The following is a 16,833-nucleotide window of genomic DNA, read 5'->3' as shown; positions in this document are numbered from 1 at the left end:
TTTTTAAATATTAGATATGAGATAATCTTTTTCTATTTTATATCTGATATTTAACAAAAAGGGTTTGGATGGCTGAAGAGGCTAAAGAGCAAGAGCAAGAAGAGAAAAAAGGTGGTAAAAAGAAACTTATAATCATTTTGCTTCTTCTTTTGATAATCATTGGAGCCGGCGGCGGCGCGGCATATAAATTTTTAGTTCTTGATAAACAAGAGGAAGAGAAAAAAAACGAAAAAAAAGCGGAAAAAATTGTAGAAGAGATAAAAAACGTCGAAGAGTTGGGTATTCAGTTTGATGTGGGGACGTTTATAGTAAACCTTCAAGATAGAGATGCGGATAGATATTTAAAAATAACGATTGTTTTAGAAGTTCAAGATGAAAAGATCAAAATGGAACTTGAAAAAAGACTACCACAAATAAAAGATGCAATTACTACTTTGTTGTTTACCAAGAGTTCAAAAGAACTTAAAACCGCTGAAGGGATAGAAGAGTTAAAAGAGGAGATTATAAAGAGAATTAACGCTATTTTGCCAATTGGTGGTGTAAAAAATGTCTATTTTACAGATTTTGTGATTCAAACGGCTTAGTTTAGGAGTATTTGTGAAAAGCGAAGAAACAAAAAAAATAGAATCTTTTATACAAGACCTTTCTTTTTTGAATGATGTACAACTTAAAGTAAACGTTAGTGTAGGTAGTACAAAAAAAATGCTTTTTGAGATAGTCTCTTTAAAAGAAGGAGACGTTTTAAAGTTAGACTCTAATATAGAAGGTTATATTAATGTTTATATCAACAATCAAAGTTTTGCAATAGGTGAAATGGTTGTTGCAAATGATAAATACGGGGTGAGGATCATAGACCTTGCTTGAGACTCAAGAGACTCTCAAATTTCTAGCCACCTTTTCTATAATAGTTATATTTATATATGTTATTTATTATTATATCAATAAATATGGTTTAAAAATATCTTCAAATAGAGATAAAAACATAAAAATAATAGAATCGCATTATTTTTCTAGAAACAAAGGGTTGGTATTAGTAAAGATAAAAAAGAGTTTTTTTTTCCTATCGATTGATGAGAACGGTATAAAAAAACTAAAAGAGTGGGAAGAAGTTGATATTGATGATAATAAAGTGATGAGTGATGAGTTTAACAGGATAGCAAATGAAAAAAAAGAGCTATAAACTCAAAACTCAAAGTTTGAAACTTAATACTACACTGTTTGTATTTTTAATTTTTTTTCCTTTAACAGTTTTTGGTGGAGTTGTTGAAGATACTTTGTCTGGGTTAAAAGACATCGACGTTTCTTTAAAAATTCTTTTTTTAATAACCCTTTTAAGCCTTGCTCCCGCTCTTTTGATTACGATTACCTCTTTTACGCGTATCGTTATAGTTTTGTCACTTTTAAGACATGCATTAGGGATTCCGCAGTCTCCTCCAAATCAGGTAATAATAGCTTTGTCTCTTTTTTTGACATTTTTTATAATGAAACCTGTTTTTACGGAGATAAACAGTAATGCGATAACTCCATATATGAATAAAGAGATAAATGATATTGAGGCTATACAAAGAGCAAAAGGACCAATAAAAGAGTTTATGCTTAAAAACACTAGAAAAGAGGATCTTAAACTTTTTATAGATTTATCAAATAAAAAACCTCAAAGTCCGGAAGAATTAGAACTTTTTACTTTAATACCCGCCTTTTTGGTTAGTGAAATCAAAGTCGCTTTTGAAGTTGTTTTTATAATATTTTTGCCTTTTTTGGTTATTGATCTTTTGGTGGCTAGTATCTTGATGTCAATGGGAATGATGATGATACCGCCGATGATGATATCGTTGCCTTTTAAGTTGATTTTGTTTATATTGGCCGACGGATGGGAACTTTTGATAAAAGCTTTAATAGAGAGTTACAAATGAGCGTAGATCAAGCTATAACGTTGGTTGAACAGATGTTAAAAACGGCAGTTATAGTAGGTGGGCCAGTTTTATTGACTGCGTTTATCGTAGGTCTTTTGATAAGTATTTTTCAGGCGGCTACGCAGATTCATGAGATGACTATAACTTTTATACCGAAAATTGTAGCAACTGTAGGAGCTATGATAGTGTTTGGTTCTTGGATGTTTATTTTACTTACAGAGTATTTTAAAGAGACGTTCCAAAATCTATTTACGATATTGCAATGAATCCGTTAATAACTCCTAAAGAGGCTTTGGAAATAGGATTGATTTTTACAAGAGTAATAGCGCTTTTTTTGAGTTTTCCTTTGTTGAATACTTCAATGATACCAACCAATATAAAACTTCTTCTTGTAGTGACTTTTTCTTTTTATATAGCCTCTACTGTAAATTTAGATGTAGATTTAACAAGTTTTTCTTTTTTTGAACTATTACTACTTGTACTAAAAGAGCTATTTATAGGATTTAGTTTAGGTATTTTAGTAAATATTTTTATATCCGCTTTATCTTATGCGGCTGAGATTATAAGTTATTTTATGGGGTTGACTGTAGTGAATGTTTTTGACCCCTCTTTTGGACAAATTTCAATATTGAACAGATTTTTTATTTTGCTTTTTTATTTTATATTTTTTGTTACTGACAGCTACCAGTATGTTATAGGTGCTATAGTTATAAGTTTTCAATATCTGCCATTAGATATTTTTTATGTTAATAATGGTATTTGGCAGTTTATCATAGAAAAATCTTCATATATTTTTATTATGGGTTTTCAGATAGCATTTCCTTTTGCTTTGATTCTGTTTTTGTTAAACGTAGCATTAGCTCTAGTAAATAGACTTATACCTCAGATAAATGTTTTTATAGTCGGTCTTCCGATGCAGATATTTGTAGGATTGGCTGCAATAGCTTTTGGCAGTAGCGTATTGGTATATATTATAGTAACTTTATTGCAGAGAATGGGTGAAGATTATATCGGCGTGATTAAGTTTGTAGGATAAGTTATGGCAAAAGATCCAAGTAAAACCGAAAAAGCAACCCCCCGGAGGCGAGAGAAGGCAAAAGAAGAGGGGCAGGTACCAAAGAGTCAAGATATACCGATCTCTGCATCTTTATTGGTTATATTTCTTTTTTTTATATTCTATTTTCCTTTTGCGTATGAAAAGTTACGCTCCTATTTTGGCTACATCTTTTCAAATCCGCTATATTTAATAGTTAGCGAAAATAGATTGACTATAACAGAGACTTTATATGTTTTGGGTATTTTAATATTTCCAGTATTTTTGACGCTTTTTATAGTGGGAATTATCTCAAATGTTGCACAGTTTGGATTAATTTTTACCTTAAAACCTTTAACTCCTAAACTCGACAAGCTAAATCCTATCTCGGGACTGCAAAGACTCTTTTCACTTAAAACTGTTTTTGAACTATTTAAAAATATTTTGAAATTATTGGTTGCTACAGTTGTTGCATATTTTTTGGTTAAGACTCTTTTAGAAGATGTATTTAGATTTTCTATGGTTGCAGTCAATAAAGAAGCGTATATCTTACTAAAATATACTCTTATAATGATTTTTGCTTTTGCTATTTTATCGATACCTATTGGAGTAATCGATTATATTTTTAGAAGGCACGAGTATGAAGAAAATATAAAAATGAGTAAACATGAGATAAAAGAGGAGCAAAAACTTTATGAAGGGAATCCTCAGGTAAAAGCTGCAATTAGGAAAAAACAGAGAGAAATGAGTTTAACGAGAATGATGGCTGAAGTTACTAAAGCCGATGTGGTTATTACAAACCCTACTCACTATGCGGTAGCACTTGAATACAAAAGAGGTAAAATGCAGGCGCCTAAAGTAATAGCAAAAGGTAAAGACAATATTGCTTTAAAGATAAAAGAAAAGGCCAAAGAACATAATATACCTGTTGAAGAAAATCCGGCTTTAGCTAGAAGTTTGTATGAGAGTTGCGAAGTTGGAGACATAATACCCGAAAATCTTTATCAAGCCATAGCAAAAATTTTAGCTAAAATTTATAAATCAAAATCTCTTTAATCAGCAATTGTAACTCTGTTTCTTCCTAATTCTTTAGATTTATAAAGCGCTTCATCCGCCCTGTTTATAAGAGAATCGATATCTTTATCTCTTTTAGGGTCATATTCGGCTACGCCTAGACTTATAGTTACTTTTACGACTTTGTCAAATTTATAATTTTCCACAGCTTCTCTTAGTTTTTCGGCAAATGTTGTAGCGCCGTTTATGTCAGTTTCAGGAGTAAGTACGATAAACTCTTCTCCACCCCATCTAAAAGGAGTGTCATTTATTCTAATATTTTTTTTGATAATTTCGGCAATCGTTTTTAGTACATAATCTCCAATATTATGACCAAATGTATCGTTGATTTTTTTAAAATGGTCTATATCAAATATGATTAGCGATAGTGGACGTTTATATCTTTTTACCCTCTCAATTTCATTTGAGATAATTTCGTAAAACTTGTTTCTATTAAAGAGGCCAGTAAGTTTATCAGTTGATGCAATTAGTTTTAGTTTTTCATTCATCTGTAAAACGTAAAATATAAAGATTAATATCAAGATAATTATGATATTTCCTAAGATAATGTTATGCCAAAATACGGAATCAAAAATTTCATAAGTGTTATCTTGTTCATAAGAGATAAGATAGCCTATATTATAATTCTTTTTTTGAAAAGGAGATATAGTTAAAAAGGTAACTACATAGTATTTTTCATCTATCTTTACAGCTTCAGCGAAGTTTTTTTCAAGACTTAATTTGTCTTTTATTCTATCTTTTATTACTAGATTTATTTTATTTATAGTCTGATTTGTAACTCTAGATCTGTCTCTTTTTATAGAGGTTTCCTCATAAAAAAATTTTTCGTTGATATCACTTTGAATAAATAGTTTATGACCGGTTCTTAAAGTGCTTTTTGATATAAACTCTCTTTTTAAAATATATTCATAGTCGCTGTTGAAGAGTTTTGTAAGTTCTTGTTTTAGTACGTCGTAAGATATGGATGTTTTTATAAGGGCCAATAATTTCCCTTTATAAAAGAGTTGATAATTGTATATTATTCCCGTTTCTATCTCATTTATCAAAAAAGGAGTATTTTTTATAAAATCTAAGGAACTATTTTTGGTATAGAGGCTATCTCCATATTTATAAGGTTGATGCATTCTTAAAAAGACTTTTCCATTCGGATAATAGAGAGTTAAATAGTAAAATCTATACTTTTTAAGTAGAGTGTAATATTTTTTAAGTTTTTTAAAAAGTTTTTTTCTTAATATATTTTTTGTTCTATTGTCAGAAGTTTTTAATTTATAGATAAGTTGTAAAATATCCTCCCTATTGTTTATATTATCGCAAACAAAGTTACTAAGCATTTTAAATCCGTTTTGTGTAGCTCTGTATTCTGAAAAAAGTTTATCTACTTTTTGTTGAAAATAGAGCTCAATTCTATTTTCTTTGTCTTGCTGAAAATAGAAAAAAAGGATTAAGTTAAAAATAGAGTAGATAGAAAAAAATATGAATATTTTTAAAATATTTTTTTTACTCATTTTCTATTTTTTAAATCTGTTAAAATTTTTACTATTTGACTTACTCTTTTTGGTTCTACAAAGTTTAAAGCCTCTCCTGCGGCTTTAGCTTTCATGTTGTATAAAATATACGCGGCTTTGACGGGATCGTCAAGTTTTGAAAGTTTTTCTCCAGCCATTTCTGGCTCCATTCCTTCAAAAGCTTTTGCCAATTTTTTGTATTTATCTTTTCTCATCTCTTCTTGTAATTTTTTAAGATTTTCTTGCGCGGTTTTTAATTTTTCTTGTTCTTGTTCTATTTTTTTTAAAAGTTCTCTATTTTTTTCTATTTTTGCTTCAACCTCTTTTTTTAGTTTTATTAACTTTTCTATTTCTATCTTTATCTCTTTAATTTCAGCTTGAGCGAAAAGAAGCGTTTGAGAAAAGTTAAAGCTACTTATTAGAAAAATTACGTAAAAAAATCTCATTTGCAAGCCTATTTTCAATTTCGTTCTCTTTTAACTCTTTTTCTCTTTTTTTTTTCTGTAAATATGACTCAAAAGCCTTTTTTTCTCCTAAAAGTATTGATAGCTCTTCTTGTTTTTTTTTCAAAATTGATGATATTTTCGTTTTTTCTCTTTTTAAATACTCATTCTCTTTTAAAAGAGTAGATAAAAAAAGTTCCTTCAGAATTAATGCCATTGGCTCTTGAAACTTTTTATTTTCTCTATTGACGTACGTCTCTATATTTTGCGATATTTTTTTTTCTAAAGTCTCAATTTTGTTTGCTAGCTCTTTTATCTCATTTTTTAAGTTATTGATTTCAAAATCTTTCTTTTTTATAAAAAGTCGGTTTTTGGTGTCCATTTTATTTTTGTACCTTAGCAATTTTAGCCAATTTTCTTTGCTCTTTTTGCACAAAATTAAAAATTTGATCTTTTATTTTATCTTTTGCATTTTTAAACTTCAATCCAAAACATAAAGCTACTTCTCTCTCATCTCTATTTTCTACACTTGCTTCTAAATCATATTTTACATTATTTAATTCAAATTTTATTTTTATATCATCACCTACGGATATTTTGATATCATCCCTATTTTCCAAAGGTACGCAAAATTTTGCCCCCATAGCGCTAATATCAACTATTCTTCCGCTATGCCAAATAATTTCTTCTTTTTCGTTAATAACTCTTGTTTCTCCAAGCATTGCTGGTAAATCTACTTCTACTCTAGGAAATTCTCTTCGCTGGATTCGCGTCATCTCGAATGTATGAGGAAGTTTGATAACGATATTATTTCCTTCATTAATAACTTCTAAAACAGATGATTCAAAATTGTATATAGCATCGTTTTTTCTTAAGAAAGTTATTTTAACAGGAGTTCCAGGTGAAATACCCTCTCGACTTTTTACATCTATTAAAAGCCAATACATAAATTTTTCATCTTTATCATAAAGTGCAACATCTACGGCTTGTTTTCCATCTATAATCATTTTCCCGTTTTGAAACATCTCGATATCTTTTGATAATGAAAGAGGTATAAAATCGTGAATGACGTTGAAACCTAGCTTTTTTCTCATATCCTGTACTAAACTCTCTTTTGCGTTGGGGTCTGTTCTAATATATAGATCTACAACTTTTTCAAAGGGAGATTTGAATTCTAATACCAGTAATGGATCTCTACCCATTTTTAAAGAGTAGTCCCACAATAGTTTAGCTTCCTTATCCGTAAGGCCTTTTTCTTTTGCATAACTGAAAAAGTAGTTATGTGTATTCTTAGATCTCATTATTTTTTGAAGGAGTATTCCTCCGACTAAGATCACCATTACCCCTAAAATAAAAAAAACAATGATAAGTATGGTTGTTAGATCTGTTTGAGTCCAATGTTCGGCTGCTAGTTTAAGAGTTTCAAATCTAGAAAGAGTTTCTCCCAAAACTTATCCTTTATTTAGTTAATCTTTCTATTAAACTTATAACTTCTTCTTCTTTCTTTAGTTTTTTTGCAACTCCGACAATATTACTTATTATATCATGATCTAGAGGGTTCATTGTTACTGCTTTGTAAAAATATTTGTAAGAATCTTCTATTTTACCGTTATTATACATCACAACTCCAAATATATTTTGAATCGGTGCTCCTTGATAGAATTCAAAAATATCTTTTTTTATTTTGACAATATCAGAGATATTTTTAGTTTGTACAAGTTTTTCAAGTTCTAAAATAAGTTTCTCGGCTTTTTCTATTTTGTAATTGAATTCGTTTAAAATATCTTCATTACTCTCTTGTGTTTTTAGCATTTTTTTTGCTTCTTCAAACAAGCCCATTTGATAGTAAGACTCGATTAATCTTTTTAATGTTTCTTGATTGTGAAAACTGATAAGTGCTTGTCTAAAAAAGTTTGATGCATTGAAAAAATCTCCATAATAGTAAAGTTTTTCTCCTATTAGAGTATAAGCGGTAGCAAGAGCGATATTTTCATTTTTCCAGTTTAATTTTAGAAATAGTTCTTTTATATCATTTTGTTTTATTATATCCCTAAGAATCAGACTTTTATACGTAAAATCTTGATTTTCATTTTTAATATGTTTGTTTATAATAAAACTTTCTTGAGAAAGTTTTAAAGAGAGATTTTTTAAATTTTTATATACAAAAGCGTAAAAAGCTTCAGATCCGTATTTTTTTTCAAATCCGTTAAATCTATTTAGCTTTTCCTTTTTTATAGCAATACCCCATTTTGGTAAGTATTCTTCTAAATCTAAAGCTTGTAAAAGCTCTTTCTCTTTTTCAAACCAGTCCGAGAAGTTTTTAATCTTTTCTTCGGTATCCAAAACTTGTATTTCGTTTGGATAAATAATATCTGCATTTGTTTCCATTATTGTTTCATAATATTCATCTAGTGTAGATTCTTCCAATTCCGTAGAGGAAGAGATCCAAACTAAATATTCTCCTTTAGCTTTTTCGATACATGAATTTCTAAAAGCTGTTTCATTGATATTTTCTAGATTGAGGGAGATTATCTCTTTTTTGTCACTTCTCCCACAATATAATATTTCTAATATATATTTTTCATTATCACATAGATTATTTAGAAAATTATCAAAATCAAACTTATGATTTTTGTTATATATACATAGTGAAAAAATCTTCATAATAATTCCTTACCGCTTTTGAAATATATTTTAGCTAAAATTATATTTTAAAGTAATTTATAAAAAGCTCTTATTGCAAAGGAAAGATATGGATAGAAGTTTTATAAAGAGATATAAAAGAAATATTAGATTTTTTAAAAAATATTACCCTGATATATATTTTTTGATTAAAAATCAATCAACGGAAAACATCGAAATATTAAATACAAAAAATGGTATAAATTTAAAAATTGATGGAAATCTGTTTTATCCGGATGACTATTTGGATAGTTTAGATAGTAAAATAGATAATTTTTTGAATTCTCCTATCGAATCTTTTAACCTTATTCCAGATAAACCACCAAAATACTACAAAAAACCTCTTCAAGAAAAATATTTAAAAAAAATTGTAGAAAATTTTATGGATATCAAAGATAAGAACGAAGAAGTTTTAATAAAAGATAAAAAAAGTCTCTTTTTTTTAATTGTATACGGTATTGGACTTGGTTTTCATATAGAAAAACTGCTTGAAAATAAAAAGATAGAAATTTTAATATTGGTCGAAGAGAAAATAGAGGTTTTTATTGCATCATTATATACAGTTGAATGGGAAAAATTGTTCGAAAAAACCAGTATTAGTATTGTTTTAGGCACTGATCCTGATAAACTAGCTTATGCTACAGTTAATAAACTTCACAGAATCAACGAAACGTTTACGTATAGAGTATTTTTATATATTCATTACAATACCAATATTTTGGAAAAATTTAAAATAGAGTTAAAAAATTTAATTTTGGAGGAGAACTCTAAATGGGGTTTTTTTGATGATGAATTAATTTCAATAAAAAATACTTTAATCAATATTAAAAATAAAATTCCAATTTATACTGGAAAAAACAAATTGAATGATGAATTACCTCTTTTTATTGTAGCTTCTGGTCCATCTTTAGAAGATGCCATAAAAACTATAAAAAAATATAAAAATAGTGCCGTGATTTTTTCATGTGGTACTGCTCTTAGGCCATTGTTAAAAAACGGAGTTAAACCTGATTACGAGATTGTTATAGAGAGGATGAAACATACTTATGATGCACTTTTAGACAATGCTTCTTTAGAAGAGTTGAAAGAGGTTAATATAATAGGCGTTAATCCTATGTATCCTGATGTTTTTAAATTAGGCAGTAAGAATTATATGATGCCTAGATTTCCTGATAGTGGTGCAAATCTCTTTTTTAATTTTTATAATTTTCCAAAAATAGAGTTTATGACGCCAACAGTCACCAATATGGCATTAGCGTTAGGTTTGCATTTGGGATTTAAAACTATATATCTTTTTGGAACTGATTTAGGTTTTAAAGATAGAAGTAAACACCATGCGAAAGATAGCGTTTATTATAAAAAAGAAAGCCAATTTAAAACTGAAACCATGGATTCTTATAAAGAAGTTGATGGAAATTTTGTAGGAAGAGTTTTTACTACTAGGATTTTTGAAATGGCGAGAAAAAATATAGAGAAGCTATTAAGACTCTATCCGGATATTACCGTTTATAATACAGCAGATGGAGCGAAAATAGAGGGTACAACACCTTTAGAAGCAGAAGAAATCTTTATTGAAAAAATATCGAATAAAAAAGAAGAGATTTTAGAAAATTTTGAGTCAAATTTTGCAAATAATTTATACAAAAAAGAGTTTAAACATTTTATAGAGAACAAAATTGATGAATTATTTTTTTTGTTTGATGAAATTAGAAAGTTTGTAGATGAAAATTTAATAATAAAAGCAAAAAAATTTAATGAGTCCGATTATTATAATATTCTATTTAAAATCTATCAAAAAATTGAAAACGATTTAAGAAAAACTAATGAAATGTTTTACATTTTAGTCAGAGGGACTATTTATCATATGATCTCTTTCCATTATTTATATATTATGAATTTAAAAGATTCTTACATGCAGGCAAAATTGGCAGAAATGTTTAAAAAAAATATACTTAGATTTTTAGATGAAGCAAAAAAAAGATTAAAAGATGAGTTAAACTGCTAAAAATTTTTTTTGAACTTCCGATAATAAAAATGTAAAAAAATTAGGAGGTTCAAAATGGCACTTAAAATAAACTACAATTTTCAGTCTGATTTTACGCATGCAAATTTGCTAAAGACTGAACAGGCTATGAATAAGAATATGGAGAGGTTGGCTACGGGCTATAGAATCAATAGGGCAGCTGATGATGCGGCAGGTCTTTATATAGCAGATCAGCTTAAAACTTACGCAGTATCTTTAGATCAAGGAACAAGAAACGCACAAGACGGGGTGAGTATAGCTCAAATAGCACAAGGTAGTTTGAGTGAGGTTTACAATATCCTAAATGATGTAAAAGCCAAAGTTATTCAGGCTTCAAATACTTCTGATGACAATTCAAGAGAAGCAATTCAACAAGATATTAACCATTTAGTTGATGTTGTTGGGAAAATCTTTACAGATACCGAGTTTAATGGTCTAAACATATTTGTTACCGCCGTTGCTACTACCGGTACGAGTGATTTCAAAATTCATTATGGTGGAAGAACTGATCAAGAGTTAACGATTAATGCGGCAATTGGTTATGTAAGTGTTGCAACACTAACGGGTACTGCTGCTTCAAAAGTAACTGTTGGAGCTAATACTTATACTATAGATGTAACAAGTCAGAGTGCGGCAAACACAGCAGTTCAAACTGTTGATGATCTCATATCGGCAGTGGATAATTTAGCCGCAAAATTTGGTTCAAAACAGATTGAACTTGAAAAAATTATCTCTAACAATGAAACTCAAAGAGTAAATACTTCTGATGCAGAAGGAAGAATTAGAAACGTTGACTTTGCAAAAGAGATGAGTGAATTTACTAAAAACAACATCTTGATGCAGTCTGGTATGAGTATGCTTGCTCAAGCAAATCAGCAGTCTCAGTTAGTTCTACAGCTTCTTAGATAATCGCAAAAGAGGTGTTACCTCTTTTGTGTTATAATATATAAAGTCATTTGGCCAATGCTTTAAAAAGCTTTGGCCAAATGACTTTTAGGAGAAAAAGATGGACGTAAAAGCTGTAAACTCTACAAGTGCCGCTTTACAGATGCAGTCTCAGAATGTAGAAAATCAAAAAGAGATTCAAAATCAAAACAGAGAACAAAATCAGCAAAAAGATCTGAAGGAAATGTTTGAAACATTAGAGCCTAAAATGCAAGAAGATATAATAAAAAAATCTATAGATGAACTCAATAAAAAGATGAGCATGTTAAATTCGCAACTTAAGATAGAGATGGATGAAGATACTGGTATACAGGTAGTAAAAATCATAGATAGTGAATCGAAAGAGGTTATAAGGCAACTCCCTCCTGACGTTGTCTTAAAGATAGCTAAATATATTGACGAGGTGACTGGACTTCTTTTCAATGAAAAAGCCTAAAAGGACAAAAAATGGCGGGAGAAATATATCTAAGTAATCTTAGCGGCCAGTTTGATTATCAATCAATTTTGGATAAGTACCAAGAGCTTAAGAATCAACAAGTTGCAATATTGCAAGAGAAAGAGGCAAAAATTTATAATAAAAAATACTCTTATCAAAACTATGCGCAACTTTTAGATAATTTTAACGCCACATTTGAAAAGCTTACTGAATCTACCGCTTTTGAACAAAAAAGTGTTTTTGTTTCTAACGAGTCTGTTTTAACCGCTACCGTTACGGATCCTACAAAAATTAGTGAAACAAGTTTAAATATTACTTCAAAACAACTTGCTCAAAACGACGTATGGCTTTCACAAGCTGGAGTAACAGATAAAGATACCGTTGCTGTTGCTACTACTGCAGGAACAATAGAGATAAGTTATGCAGGCAATGTTGTAGCTACTATTGATTATGATACCGATACCGCAGATACTACTAAACCTTCAACTTTACAAGAGATTGCCGATGCTATAAATAGTGCTCAAACTAGCGCCCAAGCATCGATTTTTTTTGATGGAACAAATTATAGATTGCTTTTATCCGGTGCTGACACTGGTGCGGATAATACTATAAGTATCACAGAGACCGGAAGCGGCGATCTTTTAGATCAATTGCAATTGGGATCGGCTTATACGGCAAGCAATGTACAGAGTGCGCAAAACGCGCAAATAGATATTTACGGTCAGACTGTTGAGAGTTCTACAAACAGTTTTGATAATGTAGTAAGTGGATTAAGAATAGATCTTTTATCTACATCTACGGTCGGAGTTGATGTAACAATAGATAATGATTACGAAGGGGTTAAAAGCTCTTTACAAGAGTTTGTGGATGGATATAATTCAATAGTGGATTTTGTAACACAGTATACTGCCCAAGGCGCTCCTTTATCTGGCGACTCTACTGTACAACAGATAAGATCTTCCATATTTCAAGGATTTGATCCTCTTTTTGAGATTGGTATTTTGAGCGTGGATTATACAACTGGAAAAATTTCTTTAGATAGTGCGGAGCTTGATAGTCAGTTACAGACCAATCCAGATGTGGTAAAAACAAAGATTGAGCAGTTAAATAGCAGTTTAGGTGATTATCTAAACTATATTACCGGTTATGATAGTCCTTTAGACGATAAGGATAAAAGTTTTGATAGACAGATTAGTTATATTGAAGACTCTATAGTCTCTTTAGCGAAAAGAATAGATTCTGAGATGGAAACTTTGAAAAAACAGTTCGTATGGCTTGATCAATTTATGGCTGAAATGAATGACGTAAGTGCAAGACTTACCTCTTTATTACCTAGTTCTACGACAAATACTACACAATAATTAAATTTAAGGAATAGTTTATGGCAAATCCGTTGGATGCTTATATTAAGAATAGTGTAGAAACTGCTTCACCATTAAAACAGATAATTTTGTTATATGAAAAAGCGATTATATCTTTAAAAGAGATTAAAGAAGATATAGATAATAATGATTTGAAATCTAAAATAGAACATATTTCCAGAGTTACGGATATAATAAAAGCATTAGATTCATCTTTAGATTTTGAACAGGGTGGAGAAATAGCAAAAAATCTTCATATGTTGTATGACTTTATAGATAGATCTTTGGTAACAGTGCATGCTAAAAATGATAAGCAATTAATCGATGATCTAATCGAAATTTTAGAAAATCTAAAAGAAGGGTGGGAGGGAATAGAATCAAAAATCTAAAAAATATTGTGGATAAAGTTTTTTTAGCTATCCAAAAAAAAGAGTACGATAAACTCTTATTATTGAGTGAGGAAATCAAAAGTATAGATTTTATAAACCTAAACGAAGAAGAAAAGGTTTTTTTGAAAAATGCGGTTGACGAGATGATAATAAAAGCTAAAGAGTCTCAATCTGAAATTGTAAAATCTATAAAAGACAAAGAGAGTCTCAAAAAATATAATATTTAAACTATTTAAAGTATTTTAGAAGAGATAGATCTTTGTTTTGAGTAAAAGAGGCTATAGTAGCTTCGTAAGCCACTTTTGATTTTTCAAGTTCTGAAATAGCGCTTGTATAGTCAACATCTTCTAGCCGTGATATTAGGTTGGAATAATTAACTTTGAACATTTCGTGTTGAGTTTTTATATCTTCGACAATCTTATTTTGATTACCTATTATCGACCTATATTGTAAAACAGAGTTTAGTCCTATATCAAATCCTTCTAAAATATTCATGTTAGTTCCATTTACGGTTATAGCATTTGCGCTATTTATATCGTTTAAAGAGCCAGTTCCGTTTTTTGCATTATCTATAATTTCTACAACTTTGTCTATTACTTTAACTAAAATCATTTTATCGTCGTTATTATCTATTCCTAAATAGTTTCTTCCATTGTATCTAACTGGAACTTCGATATTTTTAGCTATCGGAACCGTTGTTTCTATATCGGAACCTTGATAAACCCCATTTGCGTCTATTGGAGCATTTTGCGAAGATACACCTGAAAAAAGATACTTATCACCTATTTGTGTATTTGCCTGATTGACAATATAATCTCTCATTCCTACAAAATAGTCTTTTAATATCTCAGCATCTTCCATATCTATTACACCGGTATTTGAAAGTCTTACTATTTCCGCTCTAACTTCTTGAGCAGAATCTACAATGCTAGTTAATGATGATTCTGCTATTTGCTGGGTATTCCGTACGATATCTAGATTTTTTAGGTATCCATCTAGATCACTTTTTATTGATTTGAATTGAAGTGATTGAGCATTAGAAAGAGGATCGTCAGAAGGGTTTAGTATTCTTTTACCTGAAGATAATTCATTTGTATATCTAGCTATATCTTTCTGTCTCGCGGCATCGTATCTTAAGAAGTTATTGTAAATATAGCTATCACTTATCCTCATACTCAAACCTTATATTTTTTTTATTATCGGTAGATTTTAAAAAAATTTTAGTCGACCAATCCCATAACAGTTTGCAAAAGCTCATCTGTTACTGTTATTATTCTTGCACTTGCTTCATAACTTCTTTGTAACTGAGAAAGTCTAATAAGCTCTTCATCCATATTTACACCGCTTATTTCCTCCAGTTTTGCTTTGGTACTTTCATATAGTGAGTTTTTTTCGTTAAATAAATTGTCAATATGATTTTTTTTCAGTCCTATGTCTGCAACTATAGATGAGTTGTAAAACTCGTTAAATGTTTGATTTTGTAAAAAAGTAAAACTATTCTCTTTTAAATTAAGCATTGTTTTCATATTTTCATTGTTGCTATGTGTGTCTGTAGTTGAGTCAGAGGCAGCAACTTTTGATGGATCTGAAATGTTCAGTTTTATATTTGAAGCATCAATATTAGTTGTATTCAAACTATTTTCATTTATAAATAGATTTTCACCGGCATTACCATTAAGATCAAAACCCGAGCTGTGAATGGAGTTTATCTCATTGGCAAATTTAAAAGTAAAAATATTTAGATTATATATAGTTTCGTCTAGACCTTTTTCTGTAGCCAATTTTCCTCCTAAGCTTCCTCTTTGAAACTCTTGTGTAAGATTGTTTCCATTAATTAAAATTTGTGATAAATTTTTAGTATATGTTAGAATATCTCCAGTATCCGGATCGGTTATAGAAACGGTTTGAGGTTCTGTTTTAAAGCTAAGACTAAAAGATTTATCATATAATACCAAAGCATGTCCTTTGGCACTGAAAAGATCTACAGTACCGTCTGAGTTAAATACAACTTTGGTATCAATGTATCCACTAATTTCATTTAGTAACTTGTCTCTTTCATTTAAGCTATTGTTTAAAGCACTATCATTGTTTTGATTCATTTTTATATTTTCGTTAATTTTTGCTATAGATTGTAATTTATCGTTTAATTGATCAATATCATATTGAATACTTTTTTGATTATTTTCTCTAATATTTGAAAGTTCTTCGTAACTTTCTCTTATTCTTCCTGTTAAAGTTTGAGAGGCATATAAAAAACTATCTCTTGAGGCAAGATTATCTGGAGATGTAATAACATCATTCATAGAGTAGAAAAAATTATCTAAAGTCTCACCAAATCCATTTCCATTTATATCATTAAAAATTTGTTCTATATCTCCTAAATTTGAATTAAGAGTTTCATAATAGGATTTTTCTTGATTTGTAGCTATTAGTCTATTTAAAAGTCTGTCATCATAAACTCTTTTAGCTTCGTCAAAATCAACACCTGCTGTAGGAAAGTTAGAAAAAGTTGGTATTTCTCTTTTATATCCTTCAGTATAAACGTTAGTCATATTCTTGTTAACTACGTTAATACCTTTTTGAAAACTTATTAATGCTTGAGAACCTATTGAAAGGTTGCTAAAAAGAGACATATTTGTCCTTTTTTGTTTTTTTAATTATCGGTATTTAAGCTTTTTTGTTTAGTATGGTTTCTCTTTTTGTTTCCAAAGATCCGTCTTTAGTATACTGTTTTGTACTATTTTCTTCAAATATAGCTTCAAAAACCTCGTTGATAAATTCTATATTGCCATTGGCAAGTATTTTGTTTCTTTGGGTAAAGTTTTCTATATTTATTAACAGTTCTTCAAAAGGTTCAACATCTTTTTTTTCTAACGATAAAATCTCAGATAAAACATACTCTTTATTTTTGATAGTCTCTAAAAGATCTTCTGAGGCCTCTTTACTTCCTAAACTCTCAATTAAGAGTCTATTCTCTTTTTTTAACAGTTCTAAAAAATTTTTTAACAACTCTTCAGTCTTTTTCATCA

General features: G+C 29.5%; 21 protein-coding genes. 13 read left to right on the top strand and 8 right to left on the bottom strand.

Annotation, left to right across the window (positions count from 1 at the left end):
• Window positions 1-68: 68 nt before the first annotated feature.
• Genes NIL_RS06450 through flhB form a run of 7 tightly spaced genes read left to right on the top strand, consistent with a single transcriptional unit; the run spans window position 69 to window position 4,002 of the window.
• Window positions 69-584, top strand: a complete 516-nt coding sequence (locus tag NIL_RS06450; protein ID WP_187646990.1) for a flagellar basal body-associated FliL family protein — start codon at window positions 69-71, stop codon at window positions 582-584.
• 13 nt (window positions 585-597) lie between these two features.
• On the top strand, window positions 598-864 hold the full coding sequence (locus NIL_RS06445; protein ID WP_187646989.1) for a FliM/FliN family flagellar motor switch protein: 267 nt from the start codon (window positions 598-600) through the stop codon (window positions 862-864).
• Entirely contained in the window at window positions 857-1,180 is a 324-nt protein-coding gene (locus NIL_RS06440; protein ID WP_187646988.1) for a flagellar biosynthetic protein FliO, read from the top strand. The genes NIL_RS06445 and NIL_RS06440 overlap by 8 nt, the downstream gene beginning before the upstream one ends.
• Window positions 1,161-1,913, top strand: coding sequence for a flagellar type III secretion system pore protein FliP (fliP, locus tag NIL_RS06435; protein WP_187646987.1), 753 nt, complete (start codon window positions 1,161-1,163; stop codon window positions 1,911-1,913). The genes NIL_RS06440 and fliP overlap by 20 nt, the downstream gene beginning before the upstream one ends.
• Window positions 1,910-2,179: a flagellar biosynthesis protein FliQ gene (gene fliQ, locus NIL_RS06430; protein WP_187646986.1), complete on the top strand. Its 270-nt coding sequence runs from the start codon at window positions 1,910-1,912 to the stop codon at window positions 2,177-2,179. Before fliP ends, fliQ begins: the two co-directional genes overlap by 4 nt.
• Window positions 2,176-2,949, top strand: a complete 774-nt coding sequence (locus NIL_RS06425) for a flagellar biosynthetic protein FliR (protein WP_187646985.1) — start codon at window positions 2,176-2,178, stop codon at window positions 2,947-2,949. The genes fliQ and NIL_RS06425 overlap by 4 nt, the downstream gene beginning before the upstream one ends.
• Before the next feature lie 3 nt (window positions 2,950-2,952).
• Entirely contained in the window at window positions 2,953-4,002 is a 1,050-nt protein-coding gene (flhB, locus tag NIL_RS06420) for a flagellar biosynthesis protein FlhB (protein ID WP_187646984.1), read from the top strand.
• Here the strand turns inward: flhB and NIL_RS06415 are convergent.
• From NIL_RS06415 to NIL_RS06395, 5 genes are read right to left on the bottom strand one after another with little or no spacing between them, the layout of a single operon-like run.
• Complete coding sequence (locus tag NIL_RS06415; RefSeq protein WP_187646983.1) at window positions 3,999-5,525, bottom strand: GGDEF domain-containing protein; 1,527 nt, start codon at window positions 5,523-5,525, stop codon at window positions 3,999-4,001. The two genes, flhB and NIL_RS06415, sit on opposite strands and share 4 nt — an antisense overlap.
• Entirely contained in the window at window positions 5,522-5,971 is a 450-nt protein-coding gene (locus NIL_RS06410) for a MotE family protein (RefSeq protein WP_187646982.1), read from the bottom strand. Before NIL_RS06410 ends, NIL_RS06415 begins: the two co-directional genes overlap by 4 nt.
• Window positions 5,937-6,350 carry a hypothetical protein gene (locus NIL_RS06405; RefSeq protein WP_187646981.1) on the bottom strand — a complete coding sequence of 138 codons (414 nt, stop codon included), beginning with the start codon at window positions 6,348-6,350 and terminating at the stop codon, window positions 5,937-5,939. Before NIL_RS06405 ends, NIL_RS06410 begins: the two co-directional genes overlap by 35 nt.
• Window position 6,351: 1 nt before the next feature.
• Window positions 6,352-7,416: a flagellar brake protein gene (locus NIL_RS06400; RefSeq protein WP_187646980.1), complete on the bottom strand. Its 1,065-nt coding sequence runs from the start codon at window positions 7,414-7,416 to the stop codon at window positions 6,352-6,354.
• A 10-nt stretch (window positions 7,417-7,426) separates the two neighbouring features.
• Window positions 7,427-8,632, bottom strand: a complete 1,206-nt coding sequence (locus NIL_RS06395; RefSeq protein WP_187646979.1) for a tetratricopeptide repeat protein — start codon at window positions 8,630-8,632, stop codon at window positions 7,427-7,429.
• Between the two features lie 88 nt (window positions 8,633-8,720).
• Between NIL_RS06395 and NIL_RS06390 the strand changes: the two genes are divergently transcribed.
• The 6 genes from NIL_RS06390 to NIL_RS06365 all read left to right on the top strand — a co-directional run bounded on the left by NIL_RS06390 (window position 8,721) and on the right by NIL_RS06365 (window position 14,031).
• Window positions 8,721-10,655, top strand: coding sequence for a motility associated factor glycosyltransferase family protein (locus tag NIL_RS06390; RefSeq protein ID WP_187646978.1), 1,935 nt, complete (start codon window positions 8,721-8,723; stop codon window positions 10,653-10,655).
• Between the two features lie 54 nt (window positions 10,656-10,709).
• Window positions 10,710-11,582: a flagellin N-terminal helical domain-containing protein gene (locus NIL_RS06385; RefSeq protein ID WP_187646977.1), complete on the top strand. Its 873-nt coding sequence runs from the start codon at window positions 10,710-10,712 to the stop codon at window positions 11,580-11,582.
• Between the two features lie 97 nt (window positions 11,583-11,679).
• Window positions 11,680-12,054: a flagellar protein FlaG gene (locus NIL_RS06380; RefSeq protein WP_187646976.1), complete on the top strand. Its 375-nt coding sequence runs from the start codon at window positions 11,680-11,682 to the stop codon at window positions 12,052-12,054.
• Window positions 12,055-12,065: 11 nt separating this feature from the next.
• The gene (fliD, locus tag NIL_RS06375; RefSeq protein WP_187646975.1) at window positions 12,066-13,415 is read left to right on the top strand and encodes a flagellar filament capping protein FliD; all 1,350 of its coding nucleotides are present in this window, start codon (window positions 12,066-12,068) and stop codon (window positions 13,413-13,415) included.
• A 20-nt stretch (window positions 13,416-13,435) separates the two neighbouring features.
• On the top strand, window positions 13,436-13,804 hold the full coding sequence (fliS, locus tag NIL_RS06370; RefSeq protein WP_187646974.1) for a flagellar export chaperone FliS: 369 nt from the start codon (window positions 13,436-13,438) through the stop codon (window positions 13,802-13,804).
• A gap of 8 nt (window positions 13,805-13,812) precedes the next feature.
• On the top strand, window positions 13,813-14,031 hold the full coding sequence (locus NIL_RS06365) for a hypothetical protein (RefSeq protein ID WP_187646973.1): 219 nt from the start codon (window positions 13,813-13,815) through the stop codon (window positions 14,029-14,031).
• Window position 14,032: 1 nt separating this feature from the next.
• Here the strand turns inward: NIL_RS06365 and flgL are convergent, their stop codons facing one another.
• From flgL to NIL_RS06350, 3 genes are read right to left on the bottom strand one after another with little or no spacing between them, the layout of a single operon-like run.
• Window positions 14,033-14,977 (bottom strand): flagellar hook-associated protein FlgL, encoded by a 945-nt coding sequence (flgL, locus tag NIL_RS06360; protein ID WP_187646972.1) that lies wholly within the window; start codon window positions 14,975-14,977, stop codon window positions 14,033-14,035.
• Window positions 14,978-15,024: 47 nt separating this feature from the next.
• Complete coding sequence (flgK, locus tag NIL_RS06355; protein ID WP_187646971.1) at window positions 15,025-16,437, bottom strand: flagellar hook-associated protein FlgK; 1,413 nt, start codon at window positions 16,435-16,437, stop codon at window positions 15,025-15,027.
• A 34-nt stretch (window positions 16,438-16,471) separates the two neighbouring features.
• The gene (locus NIL_RS06350) at window positions 16,472-16,831 is read right to left on the bottom strand and encodes a hypothetical protein (RefSeq protein WP_187646970.1); all 360 of its coding nucleotides are present in this window, start codon (window positions 16,829-16,831) and stop codon (window positions 16,472-16,474) included.
• Window positions 16,832-16,833 lie beyond the last annotated feature (2 nt).

The sequence above is a fragment of the Nitrosophilus labii genome (genome assembly GCF_014466985.1).
Taxonomy (GTDB): Bacteria; Campylobacterota; Campylobacteria; order Campylobacterales; family Nitratiruptoraceae; genus Nitrosophilus_A; species Nitrosophilus_A labii.
This window is presented reverse-complemented; position numbering and strand designations above follow the sequence as displayed.

Bases quoted from the DNA above. Each gene is read 5' to 3' on its own strand.
- flhB (WP_187646984.1), top strand. From the start codon at position 2,953: ATGGCAAAAGATCCAAGTAAAACCGAAAAAGCAACCCCCCGGAGGCGA.
- NIL_RS06425 (WP_187646985.1), top strand. From the start codon at position 2,176: ATGAATCCGTTAATAACTCCTAAAGAGGCTTTGGAAATAGGATTGATT.
- NIL_RS06395 (WP_187646979.1), bottom strand. From the start codon at position 8,632: ATGAAGATTTTTTCACTATGTATATATAACAAAAATCATAAGTTTGAT.
- flgL (WP_187646972.1), bottom strand. From the start codon at position 14,977: ATGAGGATAAGTGATAGCTATATTTACAATAACTTCTTAAGATACGAT.
- NIL_RS06410 (WP_187646982.1), bottom strand. From the start codon at position 5,971: ATGAGATTTTTTTACGTAATTTTTCTAATAAGTAGCTTTAACTTTTCT.
- NIL_RS06405 (WP_187646981.1), bottom strand. From the start codon at position 6,350: ATGGACACCAAAAACCGACTTTTTATAAAAAAGAAAGATTTTGAAATC.
- fliQ (WP_187646986.1), top strand. From the start codon at position 1,910: ATGAGCGTAGATCAAGCTATAACGTTGGTTGAACAGATGTTAAAAACG.
- fliP (WP_187646987.1), top strand. From the start codon at position 1,161: ATGAAAAAAAAGAGCTATAAACTCAAAACTCAAAGTTTGAAACTTAAT.
- NIL_RS06380 (WP_187646976.1), top strand. From the start codon at position 11,680: ATGGACGTAAAAGCTGTAAACTCTACAAGTGCCGCTTTACAGATGCAG.
- flgK (WP_187646971.1), bottom strand. From the start codon at position 16,437: ATGTCTCTTTTTAGCAACCTTTCAATAGGTTCTCAAGCATTAATAAGT.
- NIL_RS06350 (WP_187646970.1), bottom strand. From the start codon at position 16,831: ATGAAAAAGACTGAAGAGTTGTTAAAAAATTTTTTAGAACTGTTAAAA.
- NIL_RS06390 (WP_187646978.1), top strand. From the start codon at position 8,721: ATGGATAGAAGTTTTATAAAGAGATATAAAAGAAATATTAGATTTTTT.
- fliS (WP_187646974.1), top strand. From the start codon at position 13,436: ATGGCAAATCCGTTGGATGCTTATATTAAGAATAGTGTAGAAACTGCT.
- fliD (WP_187646975.1), top strand. From the start codon at position 12,066: ATGGCGGGAGAAATATATCTAAGTAATCTTAGCGGCCAGTTTGATTAT.
- NIL_RS06385 (WP_187646977.1), top strand. From the start codon at position 10,710: ATGGCACTTAAAATAAACTACAATTTTCAGTCTGATTTTACGCATGCA.
- NIL_RS06450 (WP_187646990.1), top strand. From the start codon at position 69: ATGGCTGAAGAGGCTAAAGAGCAAGAGCAAGAAGAGAAAAAAGGTGGT.
- NIL_RS06415 (WP_187646983.1), bottom strand. From the start codon at position 5,525: ATGAGTAAAAAAAATATTTTAAAAATATTCATATTTTTTTCTATCTAC.